This window comes from Azospirillum oryzae, assembly GCF_008364795.1.
GTDB classification, from domain to species: Bacteria; Pseudomonadota; Alphaproteobacteria; order Azospirillales; family Azospirillaceae; genus Azospirillum; species Azospirillum oryzae.
Map to the genome: position 1 here is coordinate 98,370 of NZ_VTTM01000003.1, position 25,647 is coordinate 124,016.

The window sequence follows — 25,647 nt, forward strand, 5'->3', positions numbered from 1 at the left end:
TTCCTACTACGCCGCCAGCTTCTCGACGTTGCCGTCCAGGCCCATCAGCAGCAGTTCGACCTCGAGGTCCGGGTGGCGTTCCTTGACCATCGCCTTCAGCTTGGTCAGGTACTGGCCATGCACCTCGGCCTCCTTGGCCGGATCGGGCGACAGATCCATGCCCAGGAAGACCTTGTAGGCGCCGCAGTCGCGGTGATCCATGACGATCACGCGCTTGATGTGGTGCAGTTCCTTGGCGACCGCGACATGGTCCCAGAACGCCTCGCCCCAGGCGGGCTTCTTGTCGGTCAGCGCGCCCAGGCTGGCGCCGGCCAGGATGACGTGGTCGTAGTTCGCCTGCATGTTGCGGGCGTTCATGTAGCTGGCGACATGGCCCATCAGGCGATAGTCCATGCAGGACAGCAGAAGCGTGTCGACGCTGCCGGCCAGGGCCGGGCGGCTCATCATCATCGGCGCCATCAGCGTCACGCCGGCACCCAGCGTCGCCAGCTTCAGGAACCCGCGGCGCGAGCTGTGTTCGCCCTGGCAGCAGCCGTGGTGATGACCGGTCGAATGATCCATTGTGCCCTCCCAACACGCCCCGAACCCGTATCGGGGGTTTCACGCGCGATGGTGGCATCTAAGTATTAAAAATTCCAATACATGGGCTTCCACAGTGCGGAAAAGCAATGATCGCTCACCTCTGTGGTATTTTTCGGATAGATCGACCCACAACCCGATTTCATTGCATTTTTAACCGGAAAAGAAAACGGGCCGCCCCGGTTGGGGACGGCCCGTTTCCATGCATGGATGTTCCTGGTCGTCAGCGTTCAGCCATCACCCGCCGCGCGTGGTGCTGGGCGCCGGCGTGCCGGCCGACCCGACGGTGCTGGAGGCCGGCGGCGGCGAGGCGCTCGCGCTGTGGCTGGACGAACAGTCCGCGTTGGCGATCCCCGCCGTCAGGAGTGTGGCGAGACCGAACAATGCGGCGACGACCGGACTGGCTCCATGAGACATTGGATCACCTCCTTTCTGAAACGTTGCGACCACCAACAGATTGCCACAGTGCCGCACTCGGTCAATGGTCGATTCGAACAATCGCGATTCCGTCTCCCAATGGAACAGGTTCTGATCTTAAGCTTGAGCGGCGTTATCGGGTTTCCAGCAGCCCGCTCATCGTCGCGAACAGCTCCGACTTCGCTTCGAACCCGACGCCCGGCAAGTCCGGCAGGCGCACCCGGCCATCCTCGACCGCGATACCGTCGGCGAAGCCGCAGAAAGGCTTGAAGACGTCGGGGTAGGATTCGTTGCCGCCCAGATGCAGGCCGGCGGCGATGTTCAGCGACATCTGGTGCCCGCCATGCGGAACCACCCGCCGGCTGGACCAGCTATTGTCCTTCAGCATGTCGAGCGTGCGCAGATACTCCACCAGCCCATAGCTCAGCGCGCAGTCGAACTGCAGCCAGTCGCGGTCGGCCCGCATGCCGCCATGGCGGATCAGGTTGCGGGCGTCCTGGTGGGAGAACAGATTCTCGCCGGTCGCCATCGGGCGGTCATAGTGGTTGGCGAGTTCGGCCTGCAGCGCATAGTCCAGCGGGTCGCCGGCTTCCTCGTACCAGAACAGGCCGTAGGGCTTCAGCGCCTCCGCATACTTTATGGCGGTGTCGAGGTCGAAGCGGCCGTTGGCGTCGACGCACAGGTTCCCGCCCGACCCGACCACTTCCAGCACCGCGTCGATCCGTCGGAGATCCTCCTCCAGCGGGGCACCGCCGATCTTCATCTTCACGACCTTGTATCCGCGGTCGCGGTAGCTGCGCATCTCGTCCTGAAGCGCCGTCACGTCCTTGCCGGGATAGTAATAGCCGCCGGCGGCATAGACCCAGACGCTGTCGTCGGCCACCCCGCCACGGAAACGGTCGGCCAACAGGCGGTAGAGCGGCACGCCGGCGATCTTCGCCACGGCGTCCCACACCGCCATGTCGATGGTGCCGACGGCGACGGAACGCTCGCCATGGCCGCCCGGTTTCTCATTGGTCATCAACCGCGCCCAGATGCGGAACGGGTCGAGGTTCTCGCCGCTGTCCTCCAGCAGGCTGTCGGGCGCCGCCGACATCAGCCGGGGGATGAAGCGCTCGCGCAGAAGCCCGCCCGCGGCATAGCGGCCGTTGGAGTTGAATCCGTAGCCGATCACCGGCTTGCCGTCGCGCACCACGTCGGTGACCACCGCGACGACGCTGCACGTCATCTGGCTGAAATCGATGAAGGCGTTGGCGATGTCGGACTTGATGCCGGCGGTCTGCTCACGGATTTCGACGATGCGCATGGCGGTTTCCCTTGCAGCGTGGTGGCGCGTTCGATGACGGCACTGTAGGGATGGTGCGGGCCGCCGGGCCAATGCCAAGGTCGGAACGCATCATGCGGGTTCGGCATAGGGTGGCCGGAGGCCGGCAGACGTGACGAAGATTGGGCGATGGAACTCTCCTGGCTCGACGATTTCCTGGCGCTGGTCGATTGCGGCAACTTCTCCCGCGCCGCCGACGCACGCCACCTGACCCAGCCGGCCTTCAGCCGCCGCATCCGCGCGCTGGAGGATTGGGCCGGCACCCCGCTGTTCGACCGCAGCGCCCAGCCGGTGACGCTGACGGAGGCCGGGCGACGCTTCCGCCCCTTCGCCGACGAGACCGTGCGCCGCCTGCTGCAGGGCCGCGAGGAGGCCCGGCTCGCCGCCCAGTCGGAGGCCGCGACCCTGCGCTTCGCCGCCACCCACGCGCTGTCGCTGACCTTCTTCCCCTCCTGGCTGCGGGCGCTGGAGGCGCGGGCGAGGCTGGGCGCCATCACCCTGTCGTCCGACAGCATGGAGGCCTGCGAGCGGCTGATGCTGGCAGGCCAGGCGCAGTTCCTGCTCTGCCATGCCCACCCGGCGGCGGCCGGCCGGCTGGATGCGGAGTCCTTCCGCTCCGTCGTCGTCGGCGGCGACCGGCTGCTGGCGGTGACCGCCCCCGATGCCGCCGGCCGGCCGCGACATCTGCTGGCGGCCAGGGAAAGCGGCGAAAGCGCGCCGCTGCCGCACCTGTCCTACAGCCGCGAATCCGGCATGGGTCGCATCCTGGAGGCGGTGCGGGCGGTGCAGCCGCTGACCAATGCGCTCGACACCGTCTTCACCTCCCACCTCGCGGCGGTGCTGCGCACGCTGGCGCGCGACGGGCGCGGGGTGGCATGGCTGCCGGAAAGCCTGATCGCCGAGGATCTGGCGCGCGGCACCCTGGTGCGCGCCGGGGTGCCGGCCGGCGACGAGCGCTGGACCGTTCCGGTGCAGATCCGGCTGGTCCGCCCCCGCGCCCGCCAGAGCAAGGCGGCCGAAAGCTTCTGGACGCTCGCGGTCGAAGCCGCACTGTGGCGCAACGCCGAGTCGCCGGCGGAATCAGCCACATCGGTTGCCGCCCCGGTTGCCGGAGCGGAACCGGTCACGGAAAAAGAGTTGTGACCGTTTGACCGCAAGTCACTTTGATCGTTGACATTCTCGACAAAGGCTGTCCAACCGCGCGATTTCGCTGGCGCTAACCCTTCCGATCGGGCAAAATTTGCCTAGTTGGTTTAGGAAGCGTCGCATCAGCGACCGGAGGAACGATCATGGGCGTCAGCAGCATTGGCGGTATCGGCGGCTATCAGCAGCAGCCCTACGCCACCCCGCTCAGCAGCGGCCCGGCCGCGGCGCAGCGGTCCACCTCCCCCGTCGAATCCGCGCAGGAAGACCAGACCGAGCGCACCCGCCGCCAGCAGGAGGCGCAGACGGTCCAGAGCGGTTCCAGCGGCGGCAACACCACCCCCACCCGCGGCCAGAATCTCAACATCTCGGTCTGAACCGGATCGGGTCGGGTAGCGGGAACGGCTGGGAGAGCGAAGCGGGACGGCACCCGGCCGGGGGCTGTCTCAACGGCAACGCCTGGAAAGCGGGCAAGAAGCGCGGGAGGCACCGATGGAGATCCGTGGCGTTTCCAGCACGACGGCGATCCGACCGACGGCTTTCCAGCCGACGGAGGCTGGGTCCGCTTCGGCATCGCCCGCCGCCGACAGCACCGGCGGCACCGCCGATGGCGGGACGGACAAGGCTTCGGGCCCCGGCTATATCAGCCCCTTCCTGCGCTATGACCAGGGCGCGCGGGTGGCCGTTCTGTATTTCCGCGATTTCGACACCGGCGAAACCCAGGACCAGATCCCCTCCCAGCGCGTGGTCGAGGAATACCGCCGCACCGCAAGCCGCCTTGCCCAGGAGGACGAGCGGAAATCGGCCGCGGCGAAGACGGAAACATACGGGTCGGCGGACGGCTCCACCGGCAGCACGGGGGCTTCGTCGGGCAGTGGCTATACCCCGGCCACGGGCGACTCCGGGTTGGCCGGCACGTCGATCGGCGTATCCTTCGCGAGTGCTTCGGGCGGCGGCGGGACGGCAGCGGGGACCAGCGCTGCGGCGCCGACGACCGGCGGCTTCACTCCGGCCGCGACCGGCGGGCGTTCCGGCGGGTCGCCGGGTGGATTGGTGTCGGTGACGGTTTAAAAAGAATAGTATCTTAATCTGTAGTTCCGCAATTAACAACATTCACAACCGCGCGCTCGCGTTTTCCGCGAAAAAACGCACAACGAATCAATAAAACATGATATACTTGAATTTCTCAGATTGCGCAGCCTTAAAAGCTTCGCGTTATAATTATCCATGGGGAATTAACGATGTTTGTTCCAAAATTCTGGAAGCTTTCACACGGCACTGACTACTTTACATTTGCCGACATGGTAAAGTCTATTAGCGAAAAACTTGTTTTCATCCACAAAGATACCCAGGGACTAGGCACGTCGCGCGAAACACAAGGAAAGCTTTTTATAGATGCACCAATAGGAGATTATTTTTACCTAACGCATGGAAATCAAGGGATATATCTTTTTGGGCAATTCACCGGGCCGGCGAATATTTTTACGGAATGGGGCAGCGGCTGGATTGACCGCCCATTTCGATTGATTCGCAGCGCAAAAGTCGGCGCCCCGTATGACGATGACAAGAAATGGTGGTCTCCCAACTTTCGCTCTACATTTGCCTCGGTTCCATCAGATGAACATGAGTTATTTGAGGAAAAAATCTTGAGACCTTTTTTTGACATTCAGCTCTCGGATTTTGAACTCTGACCCTCTGGGAAATCCTGAAGTCCCGCCGTTGCGGAAATGCCTTGTCTGCAACGGCGGGAACGACACCCAACCACCCAAACCACCCTCACCCCCCGGCCGCCTCCTCCTCCGCCTGCCGGCGCCTGAATCCGACCAGCGCGGTTTCGTCCAGCATCGCGGCCTCCTTGCGCTTCTGCTTGTCGCGCTCGCGCTTCAGCCGCTCCTCTTCCGCCAGTTCGTAGCGCTTCAGTTCCTGGAACGCCTCGGCCATCTCGTCGGTGGCGATGTTGATCTGCGCCTCCACCTGGCCCAGAGATTCGCCCAGCTTGCGGCCGCGCTCCAGCGCCGCCTGGGCGAAGTTGGAATAGGTGAAGGAGACGGAGAAGTCGTCGCGCACCGTTTCCTGTTCGTGCGCGATCTCCTGCTTCACCTTCTCGATCTCGTTGCGCAGCCGGTCGGCCAGCGTGTGGAGTTCCGCCAGGACCCGACGCTTCTCGTCCAGTTGCAGCTTCTGCAGGCGGATGATCGTTTTCAGGCTCATTGCGGCCACTGCACCCCAAAGATTTCAGCGAGCATGGCGTAGCTGGTCTCCAGATCGGTGGCCTCGCGCTTGCCCTGCTTCAGGAAGGCTTCCAGCGCCGGCTGGTAGTGGATCGCCTCGTCCACCTGCGGGTCGGTGCCGCGGCGGTAGGCGCCCAGCCGGATCATCTCCTCCATGTTGTCGTAGGACGACAGAAGGCGGCGTGCATAGCCGACCAGTTCGTTCTCGTTCGCCGTGTTGCAGCCGGGCATGGTGCGCGACACGCTGCGCAGGATGTTGATGGCGGGGTAGCGCCCGCGCTCGCCGATCTTGCGTTCCATCACGATATGGCCGTCCAGGATGCCGCGCACGGCGTCGGCGATCGGTTCGTTGTGATCGTCGCCGTCGACCAGCACGGTGAACAGGCCGGTGATGGTGCCCGACCCGACCACCCCCGGCCCGGCGCGCTCCAGCAGGCGCGGCAGCTCGGCGAAGACCGTCGGCGGATAGCCCTTGGTCGTCGGCGGCTCGCCGGCGGACAGGCCGATCTCGCGCTGGGCCATGGCGAAGCGGGTGACGCTGTCCATCATGCACAGCACGTCGCGGCCCTGGTCGCGGAAATGCTCGGCCACCGCCAGCGTCATGTAGGCCGCCTGCTTGCGCATCAGCGGCGCCTCGTCCGATGTCGCGCAGACGACCACGCTGCGGGCAAGACCCTCCTCGCCCAGATCCTCGGTGATGAACTCCTGCAATTCGCGTCCGCGCTCGCCGATCAGGCCGATCACCGCGACCTCGGCGGCGGAAAAGCGCGCCAGCATCGACATGACCGACGATTTGCCGACGCCCGATCCGGCGAAGATGCCCATGCGCTGGCCGCGGCAGCAGGTGAGAAAGGCGTTGATGGCGCGGATGCCCAGGTCCAGCTTGCCCCCCACGCGGGCGCGGGAATGGGCGTTGGGCGGGTTGTTGCGGATCGGCGTGCCTTGCGGTCCCTTGGGCAGCGGCCCCTTGCCGTCCACCGGCTCGCCCAGCGCGTTGACGACACGGCCGAGCCAGGCGTCGGTCGGGTGGATCATCGCCTGGTCGCCGGCCACCAGCGCGCGGCAGCCCAGACCCACCCCGTCGAGCGCACCGAAGGGCATGGCGAGCGCCCGCCCCTGCCGGAAGCCGACGACCTCGCACGGAATGCGGCGGCGGTCGCGCGTCTCGACGATGCAGCGGCCACCGACAGACAATTCCTTTTCGATCCCGCCGACCTCGACCATCAGGCCGGACACGGCGGTGACGCGGCCGTAACGGCTGCAGTCGGGAATCTGGTCGATGTCGCGGATCAACTGATCGATATCGAACGGCATGGATCGGATACCGGCGTTCCCAAGACGGAACGCGCTCCTATTAAGTGGTAGTTCTGTGGACGGAGGCGACGTTAACCACCATGATCGCATCTTGCGATGGAAGGATTAACGTTGTGTAAGCGCTTGGCACTGGCGTTAAGCTGAATCGTCTGTTAACTTGTGTAAACGGGATGGTTGAAATCGATCATCAAGGATCGGGGACCATTACCAGAGTCGGGTAGCGAAAGCGCGCCATCAAACGTCGGGATATCGCCATGAGGGTTCTGCTGGTTGAAGACGATTCCTCCGTCGCCAAAAGCATCGAGCTGATGCTGAACACGGAAGGATTCATCGTCGACTCTACCGACCTGGGTGAAGACGGGCTGGAGATCGGCAAACTCTATGACTACGACATCATCATTCTTGATCTGATGCTGCCGGACATCGACGGGTACGAGGTTCTTCGCCGCCTGCGCGCCGCGCGCGTCACCACCCCGATCCTGATCCTGTCCGGCCTGACGGAGATGGACAACAAGATCAAGGGGCTGGGTTTCGGCGCCGACGATTACCTGACCAAGCCGTTCGACAAGCGCGAACTGATCGCCCGCATCCAGGCCATCGTCCGCCGGTCGAAGGGCCATTCCGACAGCATCATCCGCACCGGCCGCCTGACCGTCAACCTCGACACCCGCACGGTGGAGGTCGACCAGTCGCCGCTGCACCTGACCGGCAAGGAATACGGCATCCTGGAGTTGTTGAGCCTGCGCAAGGGCACGACGCTGACCAAGGAGATGTTCCTGAACCATCTCTATGGCGGGATGGACGAGCCGGAACTGAAGATCATCGACGTCTTCGTCTGCAAGCTGCGCAAGAAGCTGGCCGCCGCCACCCAGGGCGACAACTACATCGAAACGGTGTGGGGCCGCGGCTATGTGCTGCGCGACCCGCACGAGGAAGTCGCCGAGGGCAATCCCCCGCCGCCGCCGCGCGTGCCGCAGCAGCAGGCCGCCGGCTGACATCAGGCCCGCATTTCTTTTTCGTCCGCCCATCGAACGCCCGGCCGTCTTTCACCTTGAAAGCGGGACCGGGCGTTCCCATGTCTGACTGGTCATTCTGCTTCGGACTGGGGGGCGTTCAAACGCCCCCACGCTCAGCCCCCCTTTTTTCGCCATCGCGATCATGCCTTAGCGGGCATTTGGGGGCCGCCATTCCCACACCCAGTCTGATGCGCCGCACCGGTGGTGCGGCGCCCTTCGCGTTATGGGAGACAGACATGCCCGTCGGCACCGTCAAATGGTTCAACAGCACCAAGGGCTTTGGTTTCATTCAGCCGGAAAGCGGCGGCCCGGATGTGTTCGTTCACATCTCCGCTGTCGAACGCGCCGGGCTGCGCAGCCTGGTCGATGGCCAGAAGATTTCCTACGAGGAGCAGCGCGATCCGAAGCGTGGCAAGACCTCGGCGGAAAATCTGAAGGCGGTCTGACCGCCTGACCGCCGACCTGCGGAAAAAGGGGCATCGGGAAACCGGTGCCCTTTTTCCGTGTTGCACAAGTCCCTGTTGCCCAGACGCAGGGCTCTGCCCAGAGGAGAACCGCTATGGCTTTCAAACCGAATTACAACCAGCAGCGGGCCGAGCGCAACCGGGCCAAGGAACAGAGGAAGCAGGAAAAGCTTCAGCGTCGCGAGGAAGAGGTCGCCGCCCGCCGTGCCGGCAATCAGACCGACGGCGAACAGAGTGGGCAGGACGATGCGGACGCGCAGGATGACGCCGTCCCGACCGACACCGATACCAAGATCGATACCAACAATGCCTGACCGGCCGACCGCAAGCGCGGCCGACCGCGACCATACGGAGGACAGGCCATGGCCCGTCAAAAGAAACAGCCCGTCGACAACGCCTTCGCGCTCTTCGATGTGATCTACCAGGACGGTGCGCGCACCTCGAACCGCAAGGTGCCGACCGCCGACATCGACCAGTTCGACCGCGAGAACTCCATCCGCACCTTCATCGAGCAGCAGGACCGCAAGATCGCGGAAATGTCCGGCAACCCGCGCGGCCCGATCAAGTCGATCACGCCGTCGGCCTGACGCCGTTTCGCCTTACATTTTTCGTCCGGGTGGGGGCGGCTCTCCCGCCCCCGTCGCTCCTGCAGAGAGTCTCACGCCACCTTGGCGCCGGCGGCGGAGAAGCCGCCCATGCTGTAGAGGCCGCGCTGGCCTTCGACCGGCTTGAACTTGTCGGTGATGCCCAGCACCGTTTCCGCCCCGCCCAGATACAGAACGCCGTCCTGCGGCATCTGGCGGGAAATCGACTCCAGCACCTTCGCCTTCGTCGGCTGGTCGAAATAGATCAGCACGTTGCGGCAGAAGACGATGTCGAACTGGCCCAGCGCCGACAGGTCGCCCAGCAGGTTCCATTCGCGGAACGACACCATCTGGCGCAGCTGCTGGCTGATCTGCCACTTGTCGCCGTTCTGCTTGAAATGCTTCACCAGCATGGTGATCGGCAGGCCGCGCTGCACCTCGAACTGGGTGTAGATGCCGGACTTCGCCCGCTCCACCATTTCCGCCGAGATGTCGGTGCCGACGATCTCGATGCGCCAGCCGGCCAGCTTCGCCGCCTCGTCGTTCAGGATCATCGACAGCGAATAGGCTTCCTGCCCCGACGAACAGGCGGCCGACCAGATGCGCAGACTGCGCTTGGCCGCCCGCGCCTCCATCAGCTTCGGCAGCACCAGCTGGCGGAACTGGTCGAAGGGCTTCTGGTCGCGGAAGAAGGACGACTCGTTGGTCGTCATCGCTTCCGTGATGTCGCGCAGCAGCGCCTCGTCCTTGCGGGTGCGGACGGTGGTCGCCAGCTCCTCCAGCCCCTTCATGTTCCACTTGCGCGCCACCGGCATCAGCCGGGATTCGAGCAGGTATGCCTTGTCGCGGGTGAGGACCAGGCCGGAACGCTGCTTGAGCAGCGTGGAGAACATGTCGAAATCTTCGACTCTCATGCTGCCCTCGAAGCGAGCTTGCGGATGTGGGGACCGATTTCCTTGAGCGGCAGGATGGCGTTGCAGATGCCGGCTTGCGCCACGGCACCGGGCATGCCCCAGACCACGCTCGACGCCTCGTCCTGGGCGATCAGGGTGCCGCCGCCGTTGACCACGTCGGTGCAGCCCTTCAGCCCGTCCTGCCCCATGCCGGTCAGGATGCAGGCCAGGATCTTGCGTCCGCCGAAGGCCTTCAGGATCGACCGCATCATCGGATCGACCGCCGGGCGGCAGAAATTCTCGGGCGGATCCTTGCTCAGCGTGATCACGTTGGCCCCGCCGCGCTGCGCCACCAGCATGTGGAAGTCGCCGGGCGCGATATAGCAGCGGTTCTGCACGACCGGTTCGCCGTCCTTGGCCTCGCGCGCGTCGATCCCGCACTGGCGGCTGATGTGCTCGGCCAGGATGGTCGTGAAGGTCGCCGGCATGTGCTGGGTGATCAGGATCGGCTGGCTGACGCCGGTCTTCAGGTGCGACAGCACCTCGAACAGGGCCTGCGGGCCGCCGGTGGAGCTGCCGATGGCGATCACGTCCGGCTTCACCGCGATGCCGGCCGGGGCCGGACGGGTGGTGATCGGCCCGATCTCGCGCTTCAGCAGCCCGACCGGAGCCGCCGGGGTCAGCGGGCGGATCTCGCCGCGGCTTCGCGACCCGGCACGCCGGGCGGCGGCGCCCAGCGCCTTGACCTTGGCGACCAGCTCGCGCTTGAAGTCCTCCGCCCCGCCGATCTCGCGGGTGGAGGTCGGCTTCGGGATGTAATCGGCGGCACCGGCCGACAGGCAGCGCATCGAAACGTCGGCTCCGCGCAGCGTCAGCGTGGAGGCCATGATGATCTTCACCTGCGGCGCCACCGCCAGCAGCTTCGGGATGGCGGTCAGCCCGTCCATCACCGGCATCTCGATGTCCAGCACGATGACATCGATGGAATTGCGCTGCAGCGAATTGACCGCCATCTGTCCGTCGCCGACGGAGGTGACGACGCGGATGTCCGGGTCCCCTTCCAGCGCGCGGGTCAGCAGGCCACGGATGACGGCGGAGTCGTCCACCACCATGACCCGGACGGGATCCGGGTTGGCCGGTCGCGCGGTGGTGAGGGGGCCTCTGCCAAAACTGTCCGACATAACGGCGATTCGCCTTTCAACTCGACATGTTCAACGCGGCTTTTCCCGGGCGGCTTCTCCTGGCACCCGGGCCTGGAATGCGGCCAGGCTCAGAGAAGGCCGACCTGCGCGAACTTGGTCTGGATGATGTCGCTGTCGAAGGGCTTCATGATGTACTCGTTGGCCCCGGCGGACAGCGCCTCCTGGATGTGGGCGAGGTCGTTCTCGGTCGTGCAGAACACCACCTTGGGCTGCTCCCCCCCGCTCATCTTGCGCAGCCGGCGCAGGAACTCGATCCCGGTCATCACCGGCATGTTCCAGTCCAGCAGGATGGCGTCGGGCATCTGCGCCGCGCAGGCTTCCATCGCCTGCTTGCCGTCCTCCGCCTCGCTGCAGGCGAAGTTCAGCTCTTCCAGGATCTTGCGCGCGACCTTGCGGACAACGCGGCTGTCATCGACCACCAGGCAGGATTTCATTGCGGCAGGGCCTCAGGTCATCTGTTCGTCGGCAATAGCCGGCCGGCAGGACCGGCGCCCTCCATCGCTGAAGAGCGCCGCGAGCCGTCAGGCCGTCTCGATGGTTGTGAAGTTGAGCAGACGGGGCACGTCCAGCACAACCATCAACTGGCCGTTCAGCCTATAAATTCCGGTCGAGACCTCCCGCCAGCGCGGATCCAGCGTCGCCGGGTTGCGTTCGAAGTCCTCCTTGGTCAGGCTCAGCACCTCGCCGACCGAATCGACCATCAGGCTGTACAGCTCGCCGCGCAGGTCGACGACGATCGACATGCCCGGCTTGTCCTTCGGCCGGCCGGTCAGGCCGAGCCGCAGGCGGACGTCGATGGCGGTGACGATGCGGCCGCGCAGGTTCAGCGATCCGGCGACCTCCGGCGGGGCCAGCGGGATGCGGGTGATCCGCTGATGGCCCAGCACGTCCTGCACCTGAAGGACCGGGATGCCGAACATCTGGTCGGCGATCGTCATGGTCACAAAGTCCTGGTTGCCGGATACGACGATGTCGTCGCCCCTGGACTTCCGGACGGTGGACGGCAGCTTGGCGTTGCTCATGCGGCACCTTTCTGTTCGGTCAGCGTCTGCTGCAGCGCGAAGAGCAGCGCGTCACGGTCGAACTTGGCGACATAGTCGTTGAAACCGGCGATCCGGCCGCGGTCGAGGTCGCGGGCACTGGCATGGCTGGACAGCGCCACCATCGGCACACGATGCCAGCGGCTGCCGTGGCGCACCGCCTCGGCGAAGTCGAAGCCGCTCATGCCCGGCATCTCGATGTCGGAGACGATGACGTCGAAGTCCTCGCCCGCCTCGCAGAGAGCCAGCGCGTCGCCGGCATTCTCCACCGCCGTCACGTCGTAACCGGCGACGGACAGCAGCGGCGTCAGCAGGTTGCGGAAGAACGGGCTGTCGTCCACCAGCAGCACGCGCTGCAGCTTCTCCTCCTCGAACCCCTCCTGGGTGGAGGAGCCGAACCAGTCCTTGTAGGCCTGGGTCAGGAAGAAGCCGGCGTCGATCACCTCGGTCGCCTTGCCGGCGATGATGGCCGAACCCATCAGGCCGGGACGCTCCGCGGCCAGCTGGACGTTCAGCTTCTCCTCGACGATGTCGACGATCTCGTCGACGATCAGGCCCATCGAGCGGTCGCCGTCGGCGAAGACCAGGACCGGCTGGCGGCCTTCGTTGGCGATGACGAAGTTCGGGTTGATCGGCACCAGAGGCATCAGCTTGCCGCGGTACTGGACCACCGGCAGGCCGTTCGACAGCTCGACCGTGGCGAGATCGACGTCCTCCAGGCGGGCGACCAGCGACAGCGGCACCGCCTTGGGCGCGCCCTCGCCGGCGCGGAACAGCAGGAGCGCCATCTTGTCCTCCTGGCGCTGGGTCTGGACCGCGGTGGTCTCCTTGCCCGCGGCCTCGCCCATCGCCATCTCGCCGGTGGCCGACGCGATGCCGTTGGGGTCCAGGATCATGATGACCGAGCCGTCGCCCAGGATCGTGTTGCCCGAGAACATCTCGATGTGGCGCAGGATCGGCGCCACCGGCTTCACCACGATTTCCTCGGTGTCGAACACGCGGTCGACCATGATGCCGAAGGTGTAGGTGCCGACCTGGGTGACGACGATGAAGGTCTCGTCCTCCGTCTTGGCGGCGCCCTCGCTGTCGTCCAGCCGCAGCAGCTGCTGCAGCGACACCAGCGGCAGCAGGCGGTTGCGCAGGCGCAGCACCGGCGTGCCCTTCAGCCGTTCGATGGTGTGCTCGCTGTCGGACGCGGCGCGCACCAGCTCGACCACGCTGATCTGCGGGATGGCGAAGCGTTCGCCGGCGCATTCCACGATCAGGGCCGAGACGATGGCCAGCGTCAGCGGGATCTTGATGACGAAGGTCGAGCCCTTGCCCTGGACCGACTTGATCTCGATCGTGCCGCCGATCTTCTCGATGTTGGTCTTCACCACGTCCATGCCGACGCCGCGGCCCGACACGTTGGTGACCTTGGCGGCGGTGGAGAAGCCCGGCTTCATGATGAACTGGATGATCTGCTGGTCGGTCATCGAGGCCAGCTCGCCTTCCGACGCCATCCCGTTCTGGATCGCCTTCTGCTTGATCCGGTCGATGGCAAGGCCCTTACCGTCGTCCTGGATCTCGATGATGATGTGGCCGCCTTCGTGATAGGCGTTCAGCGTGATGCGGCCGGTCTCCGACTTGCCGGACTTCAGGCGCTCCGCCGGGATCTCCAGGCCATGGTCGGCGCTGTTGCGCACCATGTGGGTCAGCGGGTCCTTGATCAGCTCCAGCACCTGGCGGTCCAGCTCGGTGTCGGCGCCGAGCATCTGGAGGTCGATCTTCTTGTTCAGTTCGTGCGCCAGATCGCGCACCAGACGCGGCAGCTTGGCCCAGGCGTTGCCGATGGGCTGCATGCGCGTCTTCATGACGCCTTCCTGCAGCTCCGACGTCACATGGTTCAGGCGCTGCAGCGGGGCGGCGAACTCGCTCTCCTTCTGCGACCGCAGGATCTGCAGCAGCTGGTTGCGGGTCAGCACCAGCTCCGACACCATGGTCATCAGGTTTTCGAGCAGGTCGACGTTGACGCGGATGGTCTGCGCGGCGACCGCCGATTCCTTGGTCGCGGCCTCGGCGCCCGCATCGGCGGCACCGCCGCCGGCCGAACCGCCGCCCGAACCGCCGGCGTTCGCCATCGGGGCGACCGGGGCCGGCATCTTGGCGGCCGCCGGCTCGGCGTCGGGCACGACGAGGTCCTGCGACGGGGCCGGCTCCTCAACCGGCTCGGGCGCGCGGGTGGCGACCGCCGTGCCGGCGGCGGGAGCGGCGGCCGGGGCGGGAATGTCGTTCGGGCCGGGGGTGGAGTTCCACAGCGCCTCCAGCTCGTCCAGGGTCACCGGACGGGACTCCGACGCGGCGACCGCGGGGGCGGTCGGCGGCGGCGGCGGGGGCGGCGCGGCGGCGGCCGGGGCGGGACCGCCCAGCTTGCCTTCGGCGCACAGGTTCAGCCGCTCGATCAGCGGCAGGTCGTCGCCCGGCGGTTCCGCCTCGGTCGCTTCCAGGACCGCCAGCAGGCTCTTGATGGTGTCCAGAGCCTGCAGGATCAGCGACACCGCTTCCGGGTTGATCGTCAGTTCGCCGTCGCGGAACTTGCCCAGCACGTTCTCGGACGCGTGCGCCACCTTCTCCAGGCGGGGCAGGCCGAGGAAGCCGCAAGTGCCCTTGATGGTGTGAACGAGCCGGAAGATGTTCGACAGCAGTTCCGGATTGTTGGGGTTCTGCTCCAACCGGACCAACTCGACGTCGAGCACCGAGAGGTTTTCGTTGGTTTCCGTCAGAAATTCGGACAGCAGATCATCCATGTCGCATTCCCCAGGCCCAATGTTTATGGTCCGCGCCGGCCTGCGGCTCGAACGGGCGGCTTTGCCGACCGCCGGTTGCGCTCCAGTCCAGGTAGGGTGGGAGCCTGTCAAACACTGATTAAGAGAACCTTACCTCTTCCGATAGGGAGTCCTCCCGGAGCTTCCACCGGTAGGATCGGGGTTTCATTGTCACAGGGAGGATCGATGACCGACGCCGAACTCGCCCAATCCGTGCGCGAAGCCGTGGAACGCCTCAACGCCGCGCTGGCGGAGGCCGCGCGCCACAATCTGGCGGTCACGCTGCGCACCACGTCCCACCAGACCACCGGCGGGGTGGAGCAGGTCGTGCTGGAGCCGCGGATCTTCAAACAGCTGTGATGACTGCCGTAAGAGCGGCGAAGAGCCTCACCATTCCGCGGTGAAGACCAGCCGCTCGCTGCTTTCGGTGGCGACTGCGATGCGGAAGCCGTCGCTCTCGGCCAGCCGGCCGGCGAGATAGGCGTGGATGGTGCGCGGGGTCAGCGCATCGGCCCCCGCCGTGCCGGCCAGCGCCGCCGCGGCCTCCGGGTTGAGCGTGCCCGGCCGGCCGGCGGCGGTCACGGTGATGCGGCCGGCGGTCTCGTCGCCGTCGGCGGCGACGGAGACCAGCCCGCCATGGGTCAGCGCCTCGTCCGCCAGCATCACCAGATTCAGCACCAGCTTCACCACGCCGCGGCGCTGGGCGGTCATGTCGTGAGGCACCCGCTCCGGCCAGTCGAGCCGGGTGCGCCCACCCTCGACATAGCCGGCGGCGGCGGCGCGGGCGTCGCCGAATCCCTTCTGGTCGCGCCCGGCGACTCCATAGGCCAGCCGGAACACCCGCAGCCGGCGGTCGGCCTGACCGGAGGAATGGTCGATCAGCTTCACCGCCTCGCCCAGGAAGCCGCCGATGGAACCGCCGCCGGCCGGGCCGCCTTCCTCTTCCTCCTGCATCTCCTCGATCAGTTCCAGGCCGTTGCGGATGGCGCCGACCGGGCTGACCAGATCGTGGCAGAGCTTCGACGCCAGCAGTTCCAGCACGCGGATGTCGACGCTGACGGGGCGGGAGGACGTTTCGGTCACAGGGCGGACTCCGGGAAAAAAGGAACGGCGACGGCGCGGTGCCGGAGACTCTATACTCTCCGGGCGCCGCCGCACAGGCGGTCGCATTTCCTATGTAGAATAGCGGCATGGATGGGACGCGACATGGACGATTCGCTGGTGCCCGGCGCCTGGGTGCGCCACCCGGACCGGCCCGACTGGGGGCTGGGACAGGTGCAGTCGGCCATCCGCAACCGCATCACGGTGAATTTCGAGCATGCGGGCAAGGTACTGATCGATTCGGACGTCATCTCGCTGACGGTGGTCGATCCGGACGCGATCTGAGGCCCGGCATTCGAGGGTTTGGGGCTCCGCACTCCGGGAAAGCGCGGATTGCGCGGCACCGGCAGCTTTGCTTTTATGCGAATGATTTCGGACGCCTGTTTGGGAGAGACCACATGAAGGCAATGATCCTCGGCTTCGCCGCCGCGGCGGTGATCGCGCTGGGCACGGCTGCCGTGCTGAATTCCTTCGGCCATTCGACCGCGGAGCGTTATTCCAGCACGTCCGTCCGCCTCTAGGAGGAAATCGCGCAGGCGAAAATCACGCCGCCCCGTTCCACGAAAAGGCGACTTCCGGCTGCCCGGCGCACGGTGTAGGATCGGTCGATCCATGACCGGACACGGCGGGGCATTGCTTGATCTCGCGTCTCAAAGGGGGAATGGGCGCATTCGGTGTGGCGCTGATCCTTGGCCTGAACGCCATGGTCGGTTACGACCTGCTGCACCAGCGTGACCAGACCATCGCCCGGGCGCGGGAGGACACCGCGTCGATGGCGCTGGTGCTGGAACGCCAGGCGAGCGACTCCCTGTCCGGCGTGTCGAAGATCCTCGCCGGCGCCGTGGAGGTGCTGGCCGTCAGGACCGACAGCTGGAGCCGCGGCGATGCCGACATCCATGCCCTTCTGCGCCGTCAGGCCGCATTGTCGCCGCTGGTCCGCGCCATCCTGGTGGTGTCCGCCGACGGCCGGCTGATCCACGACACCGAAACGCTGGAGCCGGCGAACGTCGACCTGTCGGACCGCGATTACCTGATGGCCCATCGCGACCGGCTGGTTCCCGACGGCGGGATTTTCGTCGGCAATCCTGTGCGCGGCCGGACCTCCGGCACATGGTTCTTCAGCATGAGCCGGCAGCTGGACTCAAGCGACGGCCATTTCGCCGGCGTGGTGGTCGCCGTGCTGGAGCCGATGGCCTTCCGCGGCTTCTACCAGTCGCTTCCCCTGGCCGGCGACGCCGTGGTGACGCTCTATCACGCCGACGGGACGGTGATCGCCCGCTTCCCCGACCATGACGGCTTCATCGGCCGCTCTGCCCAATTCCTGCCGCTGTTCACCGACCTGCTGAAGAAGGCGCGGGCGGGGACCGCAATGCTGGACGGCACCGTCGACGGACCGCGCCGCATCCTCAGCCACCGCGCCTCCGCCGAGATGCCGCTGGTGGTGACGGTGTCTTCGTCGCAGGACGCGGTGCTGGCCCCCTGGTGGTCGAAGGCGATGACGCTGGCGGCGGCCGACCTCGCCGGGACGCTGGTTCTGGCGGCGATGACGCTGGCCCTGCTGCGCGAGGCGGAGCGGCGGGAACGGGCCATCGCCGACCTCCAGAACAGCGAGCAGGCGCTGCGCGTCAGCCAGCAGAGGCTGATCCAGGACATCGCCGCCCGCCACAGGATCGAGGCGGAGCTGATCGCCGCCAAGCAGGTCTCCGACGCCGCCAACCGGGCGAAGACCCAGTTCCTGGCCAACATGAGCCACGAGCTGCGCACGCCGCTGAATGCGGTGATCGGCTTCGCCGAGGCGCTGGAAAGCGGCATCTTCGGCGCGATGTCGGGCAAGCAGACCGAATATGTCGGCGACATCCGCCGATCCGGCCAGCATCTGCTGAGCCTGATCAACGACATCCTCGACACCACCAAGATCGAATCGGGCAAATATGTGCTGCACCAGGAGGATCTGGCAGTCGGCGAGCTGATCGGCGAATGCCTGCGCCAGATGGAGCCGCTGGCGGTGGAAAAGGGCGTGACCCTGACGGCGGCGCTGCCCGTCTCCCTGCCCATCCTCCATGCCGACGCCCGCGCGGTGCGGCAGATTCTGCTGAACCTGCTGTCCAACGCGGTGAAGTTCACCCCGCCGGGCGGGCGGATCGCGGTGGAGGCCGACAGGGCGGCGCGCAGCCTGCGCCTGCGGGTCAGCGACACCGGCATCGGCATCCCCGCCGTTGAGCTGGAACAGGTGATGGAGCCCTTCCATCAGGTCGACAACTCCCACACCCGCCGCTATGCCGGGACGGGGCTGGGGCTGCCGCTGGTCAAGTCGCTGGTGGAGTTGCAGGACGGCCGCTTCGTGCTGTCCAGCGTGCTGGGGCGCGGCACCACCGCCACCGTGCTGTTCCCGCAGTCGCGGCTGCGCACCTGTCACGACGACCATCCTGCCTTGGAACGGGTGCAGGCCGCCCCGGCGTGAGAGCCTTCAGGCCCGCCGCGCCCGACCGACGATGACCAGGGCGATGCCTCCCAGCACGGCGACCGACGACAGCGCCAGAACCGGCGTGATCCGCTCGCCCAGCGCCAGCACCGCGGCCAGCGCGGTGATGACCGGGACACTCAGCTGGACCGAGGCGGCGCGGGCGGCGGTCAGGGCGGGCAGCGCCGCATACCAGATGGAATAGCCGACGCCCGACGCCAGCGCCCCCGACAGCACCGCATAGACCAACCCTCCCTGGTCCCAGCGCACGCCACCTCCCATCGGCGCGCCGAACAGTGGGCCGCCGGACAGCGGACCGGCCAGCGCCGCCAGCAGGGCCAGGACCGCCGCCATCGGCGCGGCGCGCAGGAAGTTGCCGGCGGTGGTGGCGATGGGATCGCGGCTGGTGCGCCCCAGCAGGGAATAGACGCCCCAGGCCGCTCCGGCCGCCATCATCAGCAGCGCCCCCAGCGGGTCCGGCGTCGACAGGCCGGGCGCCAGCAGCAGCGCCAGCCCGCCGAGCGCCAGCGCCAACCCGCCCCATTGCAGCGGCACCAGCTTTTCGCCGCGATAGAGCCCGACCAGGATCATGGTCGCCTGCACCGCTCCGAACAGCAGCAGCGCCCCGGTCCCCGCCGTCATGGTCAGATAGGCGAAGGAGAAGGCGGCGGCATAGGCCAGCAGCGCCGCCGCCCCGCGCCAGCTGCCGGCACCCGCTTTCGCATGGCCGGTGGCACGGGCGATCAGCCACAGGCTGGCGGCCCCGGACACGATGCGCACCAGGGTGAAGCCGGCCGGGTCAATGTCGGTCTGGGTCAGCGCCAGCCGGCACAGGATGGAGTTCGCGGCGAAGGCCAGCATCGCCAGCAGGGTCAGCAGCGCCGCACGCCCGGCGCCGGGAATGGCCGGGTGCGGAGCCGGGGCCAGATTCGGAGTCGGAGTCGGAGCGGCCCCCACCTTATCGCTCGCTGCCATGATTGTTTTCCCTGCAACCATTTCACGCCAGCTAGCCGCAGGGCCGCCGCCCTGTCAAATGCCGAGCCTCGCCGCTCCCGTCCGACTTTGGTCGGAAAGCCGGGTCACGAGGACGGGGCGTGCAGGGCGAACAGCAGCAGGTAGGTGCGCTGGAGCGAGCTGAAATTGTTGTCGGAAATCAGATAAACCAGCGTTTCCCCCGCCGGCCCCGGCCGGGTGGCGATGCCTTCGAAATTGTCGTTCACCAGCGGCGGCTCCAGCCGCCCAAGCTCCTCCCCCTCCACCACCGCGCCGGCGGTCAGCTGCCGCGGCGCCACGCGGACCAGCCGCGACGACCATCCGCCCAGCAGCGACACCCAGCGTTCCAGCACAAGAACGCCGCCGTCCGGCAGCGGGGCGACGGCGGTCGGGCGGTAGCGCGGCGCGGCAAGATAGGTGAAGGGCTGCCAGTCGGCGGCACTGCGCGGAACCCCGTCTCCCGTAACTCCTAGCTTGGTGATCCCCAATTTGGTGATCCAGGCGCGGCGTTCCCGGCGGCCGTCGTCCTTCCCCTCCTCCATGGCGAGCAGCCGTCCGTCGGGAAGGCGGGTCAGCGCCTCCAGCCCGCCATTCTCCGGCGCGCTGTCCATGCCCGGCGGCAGTGGAATCGGCGTCGGCGTACCCTCCGGCCCGCGGTCGCCGCCCTTATAACGCAGGATTCGGTGGTCGCGCTCCAGCGAGACCAGCCAGCCGCCGTCGGGCAGCCGCGTCAGATCCTCCGCATCGGTGCGGCGCTTGCTGCGGGAGATTCCCTCCTCCACCGTCAGCGGACGGGCGTGGACCTCCGAAAGGCCGGTCAGCCGCCCCCCGGCATCGGTTTGCAGCCGGCCATCGACCACCAGCCCGGTGTCGCCGATGGCGACGAGGCGGTCGCCGGCCGGGTCCACCCACAGGCCGGACAGCCCGCCGACCCGGTCGCCCCCGGCGATGTCCAGCCCGCCCAGGAAGCGCAGCGGCCCGACCGCCAGCTTGCCCGGCCGCCCGCGGTCGAGCGGAACGGCGGCGGCCTTGACCGATTCGGGCTCCCCTCCGCCGGCACCGACCACGGCGGCACAGCCGCCGGACAGGGCCACCAGCAGCAGGCTCCATACCACTGTCTGTCGTATCGTCATCGCGCGACTCTTGTCAGTGCAATCGACAGACACAATCTTTCTTTTGAGGATTATTTCGTGCATACGGCCACCTGAGGCGCGACCGTTACGGCACATCCATCATACCGGCTAGGCGCGGCGGATTACTCCCTCAGAACCGGTGGGGTCGGCGGGACAAGCGCTTAGATTGACGAATGTTTTCGACGATGCCTATCCATGACGACCGAGCCGAGCCCGTTCCCATGCCGATGCTTCCGCGGTCGCAGACCGCCTATTCTCCTCCGGACCAGACCGGCGACGGCGTCGCGTCCGGCGCGTCGGGTGGCGTGTCCGGCGGTATGCCCTTGGCCGACCGGCTGGCGGCGCGCATCCAGGAGTTGGAAGCGGAGCTGCGGGAACTGCAGCACCGCGCCAAGAACAGCCTGCAGCTGGTCATCAGCCTGCTGAAGCTGCAGGCCGGCCGCATCCGCGACCCCGACGCCCGCGCCGCCTACGAGCAGACCATGGTCCGCATCGAGGCATTGGCGATCCTCTACCGTCAGCTGCACGAGAGCGGCGCCGGCACCCATGTCGACCTCGGCCGCTACGTCACCGCGCTGTGCGAGGCGGTGCGGGAAGGCACGCCGGGCGCCCTGTCGCGCGTGCCGGTGACCGTCAATTCCGACCCGATCCAGATCGGCCTGTACGAGGCGATGCCGCTCGGCCTCATCATCGCGGAGCTGGTGACGAACTGCCTGCACCATGCCTTCCCCGACGACGGCTGGATCCGCATCACCGTGCGCCAGCAGGGCGACAGCGGCCGTGCCCGCCTGACGGTGGAGGACAACGGCCGCGCGCTGCCTGCCGGCTTCGACACCACGTCGGAAGACGGGATGATGCTGGCCGAGGCGCTGGCCGGCCAGCTCGGCGACACACTGTCCACCGACAGCGACGCCGCCGGCACCACCGCCAGCGTCAGCTTTCCGGTGTGATCCTTAAATCTCCCTCTCCCGCCCCGGGAGAGGGAAATCCTCCCGCCCCCCTCAGTGCCGGTGTCCCTCACCATCATCATGCTCGTGCGGGTGGGCGGGTTCCGGCGCCGGCTCCAGCGTGCCGGCGAGCCAGCCGCGGATGGCCCGCACCGGGTCGGTCTCCGTCGTCGTCACCGGTTCAATGCCGCGGCGTTTCAAGTGGGCGACGAATCCGGCGCCGGACGAACCGGTGATGACCACCCGCACCGCGTCGATCGGGTGGGGCCGGCCGTCGCCGCAGAGGTGCAGCACCTCCTCCTCACCCAGTTCGATCCGCCCGGTCTCGACCGGGTCGGTACCGGCCTCGGCCTCATAGACGAGGAAGCGGCGGGTGCGGCCGCCATGGGTGGCGATGGTGGCGAAATCCTTGGTGCCGACGGCGATCTTCATGCTCTGCGGTCCCCTCGAAGGTGGTGCCCGGCGACGGCGCAGTCCTGCCACGCCAGATCCCCGCCCGCACTGAGCGAGGTCAATCGGCGGCCTTGCCGCCCTGAAATGCCGGTCCTCCGGCGGATTTTTCGACCGGCGGCGCGGTTCGGGTGGCTGCAATTCCCACCGGCTTTCACCAAATGGCGAAGGGCGGGGAAGGAAAGGCCTTCCCACATGTTATGACCCAGGACACGCAGCCGATCGGACCCCATGTACGCCCATTCGCCCCAGCCAATCCCGTCAGCCGGATCGCCGCCCGACCCCATCGGGGCCATCGGCGCACTGCGGCCGATCCTGGAGCCGGGGCGGACCTGCTGGCGGGTGGAGGACACGGCGAGGCTGGGCGTCATCGTCGATGCGGAGGATTATTTCGCGCTGGCCAAGGCGGCCATGCGGCGCGCCCGGCGCAGCATCTACATGACCGCCTGGGATTTCGACGCCCGCATCCGGCTGATGCCGCAGACCCGCCGCCCGCGCCGGCCCGACCGGCTGGGCACGCTGCTGAACTGGCTGGCGACGACGCGGCCCGACCTGCACATCCATGTGCTGAAATGGGACTATGCCGAGCTGTTCGACCTCGCCCGCTGGTCGCACCCCTTCATGCTGCGCAACTGGCTGACCCACCGGCGCCTGCAATACCGTCTGGACAGCGACCATCCGACCGGCGCCTGTCATCATCAGAAGATGCTGGTGATCGACGATCAGGTCGCCTTCTGCGGCGGGCTGGACATCACCGCCAACCGCTGGGACACGCGCGCCCATCACGGGCACGACCCGCGCCGGCGCCAGCCCGACGGCAAGCCCTACGAGCCGTTCCACGACGTGATGATGGCGGTGGACGGCGACGCCGCCCGCGCGCTGGGGGAGATGTTCCGCGAGCGTTGGGCGCGCGCCACCGGCGAGACGCTGAGGCCGCCCGCCGCCTCGCCCGGCCGGCCGCCGCGGCGCCACCCGCTGGCCGCCGACCCCTGGCCGCCCGGCTTCGAGCCGATGCTGCGCGGCGTGCGCGTCGGCATCGCCCGCACCGACCCCGCCTGCAACGGGCGCGAAGCGGTGCGCGAGGTGGAGTCGCTTTATCTGGAGGCCATCGCCCAGGCGCGCGAGGTCATCTATCTGGAAAGCCAGTATTTCGCCTCCACCGCGGTGGCCGAGGCGCTGAAGGCGCGGCTGGCGGAACCGGACGGGCCGGAGGTGATCGTCGTCAACCCGGTGCGCACCACCAGCTGGCTGGAGAACACCGTCATGCTGGGCGCCCGCGCCCGGCTGACCCGCGAACTGCGCGAGGCCGACCGCCATGGCCGCTTCCGCCTGTTCGCCGCCCTGACCGACAACGGCGCCTGCATCACCGTCCATGCCAAGGTGATGGTGGTGGACGACCGGCTGCTGCGCATCGGCTCGGCCAACCTCAACAACCGCTCCATGGGTCTCGACACCGAGTGCGACCTGGCGCTGGAGGCCGGGCCGGGGCCGGAGCATGCGGACACCCGCCGCGCCATCCGGCACACCCGCGACGACCTGATCGCCGAGCATCTGGGGTCCACGGCGGCGGCGGTCGCGGCGGCGCACCGGCGGCTGGGGTCGCTCACCGCAGCCATCGAGTCGCTGCGCAAGCCGATCGGCCGGACGCTGGAACCGCTGCACGACCCCGAACCCGACGGGCTGGCCGCCGCCGTCGCCGACGCCCGCGTCTTCGATCCCGAACATCCGGTCGGCGCGGTGGACATCGTCCGCCGGGTGCTGCCGTCGCGCATCCCGCGCACCCGCCACTGGCTGATGATGGCCGGCGTCCTGGCCCTGCTGGGGCTGTGGGGCATGTGGCGCTACACGGCACTGCGGGAATGGGCGACGCTGGACGCCGTGCTGACCGTCTTCCACAGCCTTGGCGAGAGCCCGCTGGCGCCGCTGTGGCTGATGCTGGCCTATGTCGCCGGCGGCTACGTCATGTTCCCGCTGACCGTGATGATCGCCGCCACCGCCATCGTCATGGGGCCGTGGTGGGGCTTTCCCACCGCGATGGCCGGGGCGGTCGCCTCGGCGGTGGCGATGTTCTGGACCGGGCGGATGGCGGGACGCGACCTGCTGGACCGCCACGGCGGCCCGCTGATCGCCCGCATCAACGAGAAGCTGGCCGACAGCGGCATCGCCGCGGTGGCCGGCGTGCGCGCCGTGCCGGTCGCGCCCTATACGGTGGTGAACCTCGCCGCCGGCGCGTCGAAGCTGCGCTTCGGCGACTATGTGATCGGCACCATGGTCGGTCTTGCGCCCGGCATCCTTGCCTTCAATCTGCTCGGGCACCAGCTTGAGCGCACCATCACCAACCCCGGGGCCGGCGACATGGCGCTGCTGGTGGGGATGGCGGCGGTGGCGATCGGGCTCGGCTGGGTGACCAGCCGCCTTCTCGGCCGCTCCGGACGGAAGAGCACGGCGGACCGCCGGCAAGACGACAGGTCAGACGAAAGGCCAAAGGGAAGGAATTTGGAACCGTGATCCGTTTCAGCCGTGACCGTGTCCAGCGCATCGCCGCCGCGTTGCGCGCCGCCCGCGCCCGCCGTCCCCGCCGTGCCGACCGCCGCAGCAACCCCGTTCCCGACGGCATGGCGGCGCTCAGCGTCGCCACCTGGAACATCCACAGCTGCGTCGGGCTCGACGCCCGATTCGCCCCCGACCGCATCGCCCAGGTGATCCGCGATCTCGACGTCGACCTGATCGGCCTGCAGGAGGTCGGCTGGCACCATCGCGGCGAATCGGGGATGGATCAGTTCGCCTTCCTGGAACGCAGCACCGGGCTGAAGGCCTATGCCGGCCCGACCAAGCACAGCGAGCGCGCCCATTACGGCAACTGCCTGCTGACCCGCCTGCCGGTGCGGTCGATGGAGTCGATGGACCTGTCCGTCGGCAAGCGCGAGCCGCGCGGCGCCATCGACGCGGTGGTGGAGGTGCAGGGCCGCCCCGTCCGGGTGATCGTCGCCCATCTCGGCCTCGACCCCTGGGAGCGCGCCAAACAGGTTGGTGACATAGTGTCGCGGGTGGAGAGCCGCCCGGAGCTGCCCACCCTGTTCATGGGCGACCTGAACGAATGGACGCCCAGCTCCCCCCGGTTGCGCCAGTTGGCCGATTCCTTCGCCGACGTCGCCAATCCGCGCAGCTTCCACGCCCGCATGCCGACCCTGCGGCTCGACCGCATCTATGTGACAGGAGGCCTGCAAATCCCCGCTTTCGAGGTGGTCCGAACCATCCTCACCCGTCGGGCATCGGACCATCTGCCGGTCCGCGCGGTGCTCGCCGTCCCCTGATCGTCAGCGGTCATTCCAGAACGTCAGTATGACCAACGGAGTCGCGCGCCTTGGGCATAGCGGGATTGTTGCGGTTGATAATTTTTTGTGCAGCGCAATGTTCTTTTAACAACAGAGCTTTGCAAATGCGAAGAAGCTCTTGACCTATACGCGACCCCTGACGAAGGATATGGTTGGTAATACGATCAATAAGCTGATCGAAGGTATAACCGACCCTGGCCGACCGGGGGCAGCCGT

Annotated in this window: 29 protein-coding genes; 16 read left to right on the forward strand and 13 right to left on the reverse strand. The window is 67.3% G+C overall.

Translation table 11 applies throughout. The features are described 5' to 3' along the window. Positions 1 to 6: 6 nt before the first annotated feature. Entirely contained in the window at positions 7 to 561 is a 555-nt protein-coding gene (locus FZ938_RS11930; protein WP_149198718.1) for a carbonic anhydrase, read from the reverse strand. A 220-nt stretch (positions 562 to 781) separates the two neighbouring features. Between FZ938_RS11930 and FZ938_RS11935 the strand changes: the two genes are divergently transcribed. Beyond that, a complete protein-coding gene (locus FZ938_RS11935) occupies positions 782 to 991 on the forward strand; it encodes a hypothetical protein (protein WP_174757059.1) in 210 nt (69 codons plus the stop codon). Between the two features lie 138 nt (positions 992 to 1,129). Here FZ938_RS11935 and FZ938_RS11940 read toward each other — a convergent pair whose 3' ends face one another. After that, positions 1,130 to 2,302: a mandelate racemase/muconate lactonizing enzyme family protein gene (locus FZ938_RS11940; RefSeq protein WP_149198719.1), complete on the reverse strand. Its 1,173-nt coding sequence runs from the start codon at positions 2,300 to 2,302 to the stop codon at positions 1,130 to 1,132. Between the two features lie 147 nt (positions 2,303 to 2,449). On the opposite strand from FZ938_RS11940, the gene FZ938_RS11945 reads away from it, so the two are divergent. The 4 genes from FZ938_RS11945 (at position 2,450) to FZ938_RS11960 (ending at position 5,154) form a co-directional block, all read left to right on the forward strand. Next, the gene (locus tag FZ938_RS11945; RefSeq protein WP_149198720.1) at positions 2,450 to 3,463 is read left to right on the forward strand and encodes a LysR family transcriptional regulator; all 1,014 of its coding nucleotides are present in this window, start codon (positions 2,450 to 2,452) and stop codon (positions 3,461 to 3,463) included. Positions 3,464 to 3,609: 146 nt separating this feature from the next. Then, a complete protein-coding gene (locus FZ938_RS11950; protein ID WP_149198721.1) occupies positions 3,610 to 3,840 on the forward strand; it encodes a hypothetical protein in 231 nt (76 codons plus the stop codon). A 115-nt stretch (positions 3,841 to 3,955) separates the two neighbouring features. Then, on the forward strand, positions 3,956 to 4,534 hold the full coding sequence (locus tag FZ938_RS11955) for a hypothetical protein (RefSeq protein WP_149198722.1): 579 nt from the start codon (positions 3,956 to 3,958) through the stop codon (positions 4,532 to 4,534). A gap of 170 nt (positions 4,535 to 4,704) precedes the next feature. After that, positions 4,705 to 5,154: a hypothetical protein gene (locus FZ938_RS11960; protein WP_149198723.1), complete on the forward strand. Its 450-nt coding sequence runs from the start codon at positions 4,705 to 4,707 to the stop codon at positions 5,152 to 5,154. 85 nt (positions 5,155 to 5,239) lie between these two features. On the opposite strand, the gene FZ938_RS11965 is transcribed toward FZ938_RS11960, so the two are convergent. Together FZ938_RS11965 and fliI are read right to left on the reverse strand one after the other, a co-directional pair. Further along, on the reverse strand, positions 5,240 to 5,674 hold the full coding sequence (locus tag FZ938_RS11965) for a flagellar export protein FliJ (protein WP_109150424.1): 435 nt from the start codon (positions 5,672 to 5,674) through the stop codon (positions 5,240 to 5,242). Beyond that, on the reverse strand, positions 5,671 to 7,008 hold the full coding sequence (gene fliI / locus FZ938_RS11970; protein WP_149198724.1) for a flagellar protein export ATPase FliI: 1,338 nt from the start codon (positions 7,006 to 7,008) through the stop codon (positions 5,671 to 5,673). The genes FZ938_RS11965 and fliI overlap by 4 nt, the downstream gene beginning before the upstream one ends. 254 nt (positions 7,009 to 7,262) lie before the next feature. On the opposite strand from fliI, the gene ctrA reads away from it, so the two are divergent. The 4 genes from ctrA to FZ938_RS11990 all read left to right on the forward strand — a co-directional run bounded on the left by ctrA (position 7,263) and on the right by FZ938_RS11990 (position 9,075). After that, on the forward strand, positions 7,263 to 8,003 hold the full coding sequence (gene ctrA, locus FZ938_RS11975) for a response regulator transcription factor CtrA (RefSeq protein WP_109150426.1): 741 nt from the start codon (positions 7,263 to 7,265) through the stop codon (positions 8,001 to 8,003). Positions 8,004 to 8,260: 257 nt separating this feature from the next. Continuing rightward, on the forward strand, positions 8,261 to 8,470 hold the full coding sequence (locus FZ938_RS11980) for a cold-shock protein (RefSeq protein ID WP_012977930.1): 210 nt from the start codon (positions 8,261 to 8,263) through the stop codon (positions 8,468 to 8,470). Between the two features lie 113 nt (positions 8,471 to 8,583). Continuing rightward, the gene (locus FZ938_RS30525; RefSeq protein WP_174757061.1) at positions 8,584 to 8,802 is read left to right on the forward strand and encodes a hypothetical protein; all 219 of its coding nucleotides are present in this window, start codon (positions 8,584 to 8,586) and stop codon (positions 8,800 to 8,802) included. Positions 8,803 to 8,850: 48 nt separating this feature from the next. Beyond that, entirely contained in the window at positions 8,851 to 9,075 is a 225-nt protein-coding gene (locus FZ938_RS11990; RefSeq protein ID WP_149198725.1) for a hypothetical protein, read from the forward strand. 71 nt (positions 9,076 to 9,146) lie between these two features. Here the strand turns inward: FZ938_RS11990 and FZ938_RS11995 are convergent, their stop codons facing one another. The 5 genes from FZ938_RS11995 to FZ938_RS12015 all read right to left on the reverse strand — a co-directional run bounded on the left by FZ938_RS11995 (position 9,147) and on the right by FZ938_RS12015 (position 14,993). Beyond that, positions 9,147 to 9,986: a CheR family methyltransferase gene (locus FZ938_RS11995; RefSeq protein ID WP_149198726.1), complete on the reverse strand. Its 840-nt coding sequence runs from the start codon at positions 9,984 to 9,986 to the stop codon at positions 9,147 to 9,149. After that, complete coding sequence (locus FZ938_RS12000; RefSeq protein ID WP_149198727.1) at positions 9,983 to 11,146, reverse strand: protein-glutamate methylesterase/protein-glutamine glutaminase; 1,164 nt, start codon at positions 11,144 to 11,146, stop codon at positions 9,983 to 9,985. Before FZ938_RS12000 ends, FZ938_RS11995 begins: the two co-directional genes overlap by 4 nt. An 89-nt stretch (positions 11,147 to 11,235) precedes the next feature. Next, a complete protein-coding gene (locus tag FZ938_RS12005; RefSeq protein ID WP_045583532.1) occupies positions 11,236 to 11,601 on the reverse strand; it encodes a response regulator in 366 nt (121 codons plus the stop codon). 87 nt (positions 11,602 to 11,688) lie between these two features. Further along, the gene (locus FZ938_RS12010; protein WP_098736194.1) at positions 11,689 to 12,189 is read right to left on the reverse strand and encodes a chemotaxis protein CheW; all 501 of its coding nucleotides are present in this window, start codon (positions 12,187 to 12,189) and stop codon (positions 11,689 to 11,691) included. Then, positions 12,186 to 14,993, reverse strand: coding sequence for a hybrid sensor histidine kinase/response regulator (locus FZ938_RS12015; RefSeq protein WP_149198728.1), 2,808 nt, complete (start codon positions 14,991 to 14,993; stop codon positions 12,186 to 12,188). Before FZ938_RS12015 ends, FZ938_RS12010 begins: the two co-directional genes overlap by 4 nt. 204 nt (positions 14,994 to 15,197) lie before the next feature. Here FZ938_RS12015 and FZ938_RS30530 point away from each other — a divergent pair, with 204 nt between their 5' ends. After that, positions 15,198 to 15,371 (forward strand): hypothetical protein, encoded by a 174-nt coding sequence (locus FZ938_RS30530; RefSeq protein WP_174757062.1) that lies wholly within the window; start codon positions 15,198 to 15,200, stop codon positions 15,369 to 15,371. A 27-nt stretch (positions 15,372 to 15,398) separates the two neighbouring features. On the opposite strand, the gene FZ938_RS12020 is transcribed toward FZ938_RS30530, so the two are convergent. After that, positions 15,399 to 16,094, reverse strand: a complete 696-nt coding sequence (locus FZ938_RS12020; RefSeq protein WP_149198729.1) for a histidine phosphotransferase family protein — start codon at positions 16,092 to 16,094, stop codon at positions 15,399 to 15,401. 123 nt (positions 16,095 to 16,217) lie between these two features. Here FZ938_RS12020 and FZ938_RS12025 point away from each other — a divergent pair, with 123 nt between their 5' ends. The 3 genes from FZ938_RS12025 (at position 16,218) to FZ938_RS12030 (ending at position 18,573) form a co-directional block, all read left to right on the forward strand. Continuing rightward, positions 16,218 to 16,397, forward strand: a complete 180-nt coding sequence (locus FZ938_RS12025) for a DUF3553 domain-containing protein (protein ID WP_174757102.1) — start codon at positions 16,218 to 16,220, stop codon at positions 16,395 to 16,397. Between the two features lie 113 nt (positions 16,398 to 16,510). Then, entirely contained in the window at positions 16,511 to 16,633 is a 123-nt protein-coding gene (locus tag FZ938_RS31375) for a hypothetical protein (protein WP_281399533.1), read from the forward strand. A gap of 140 nt (positions 16,634 to 16,773) precedes the next feature. Further along, a complete protein-coding gene (locus tag FZ938_RS12030; RefSeq protein ID WP_149198731.1) occupies positions 16,774 to 18,573 on the forward strand; it encodes a sensor histidine kinase in 1,800 nt (599 codons plus the stop codon). 6 nt (positions 18,574 to 18,579) lie between these two features. Here FZ938_RS12030 and FZ938_RS12035 read toward each other — a convergent pair whose 3' ends face one another. Further along, positions 18,580 to 19,548 carry a DMT family transporter gene (locus tag FZ938_RS12035; RefSeq protein WP_149198732.1) on the reverse strand — a complete coding sequence of 323 codons (969 nt, stop codon included), beginning with the start codon at positions 19,546 to 19,548 and terminating at the stop codon, positions 18,580 to 18,582. Between the two features lie 104 nt (positions 19,549 to 19,652). Continuing rightward, positions 19,653 to 20,699 (reverse strand): esterase-like activity of phytase family protein, encoded by a 1,047-nt coding sequence (locus FZ938_RS12040; RefSeq protein WP_149198733.1) that lies wholly within the window; start codon positions 20,697 to 20,699, stop codon positions 19,653 to 19,655. 221 nt (positions 20,700 to 20,920) lie between these two features. Here FZ938_RS12040 and FZ938_RS12045 point away from each other — a divergent pair, with 221 nt between their 5' ends. Beyond that, positions 20,921 to 21,649, forward strand: coding sequence for a sensor histidine kinase (locus FZ938_RS12045; RefSeq protein ID WP_149198734.1), 729 nt, complete (start codon positions 20,921 to 20,923; stop codon positions 21,647 to 21,649). A gap of 51 nt (positions 21,650 to 21,700) precedes the next feature. Here the strand turns inward: FZ938_RS12045 and FZ938_RS12050 are convergent, their stop codons facing one another. After that, a complete protein-coding gene (locus tag FZ938_RS12050; protein ID WP_149198735.1) occupies positions 21,701 to 22,078 on the reverse strand; it encodes a NifB/NifX family molybdenum-iron cluster-binding protein in 378 nt (125 codons plus the stop codon). Positions 22,079 to 22,327: 249 nt separating this feature from the next. Between FZ938_RS12050 and FZ938_RS12055 the strand changes: the two genes are divergently transcribed. Both FZ938_RS12055 and FZ938_RS12060 read left to right on the forward strand, forming a co-directional pair. Beyond that, on the forward strand, positions 22,328 to 24,604 hold the full coding sequence (locus FZ938_RS12055) for a VTT domain-containing protein (RefSeq protein WP_149198736.1): 2,277 nt from the start codon (positions 22,328 to 22,330) through the stop codon (positions 24,602 to 24,604). Continuing rightward, complete coding sequence (locus FZ938_RS12060) at positions 24,601 to 25,410, forward strand: endonuclease/exonuclease/phosphatase family protein (RefSeq protein ID WP_149198737.1); 810 nt, start codon at positions 24,601 to 24,603, stop codon at positions 25,408 to 25,410. The genes FZ938_RS12055 and FZ938_RS12060 overlap by 4 nt, the downstream gene beginning before the upstream one ends. Positions 25,411 to 25,647: the final 237 nt, after the last annotated feature.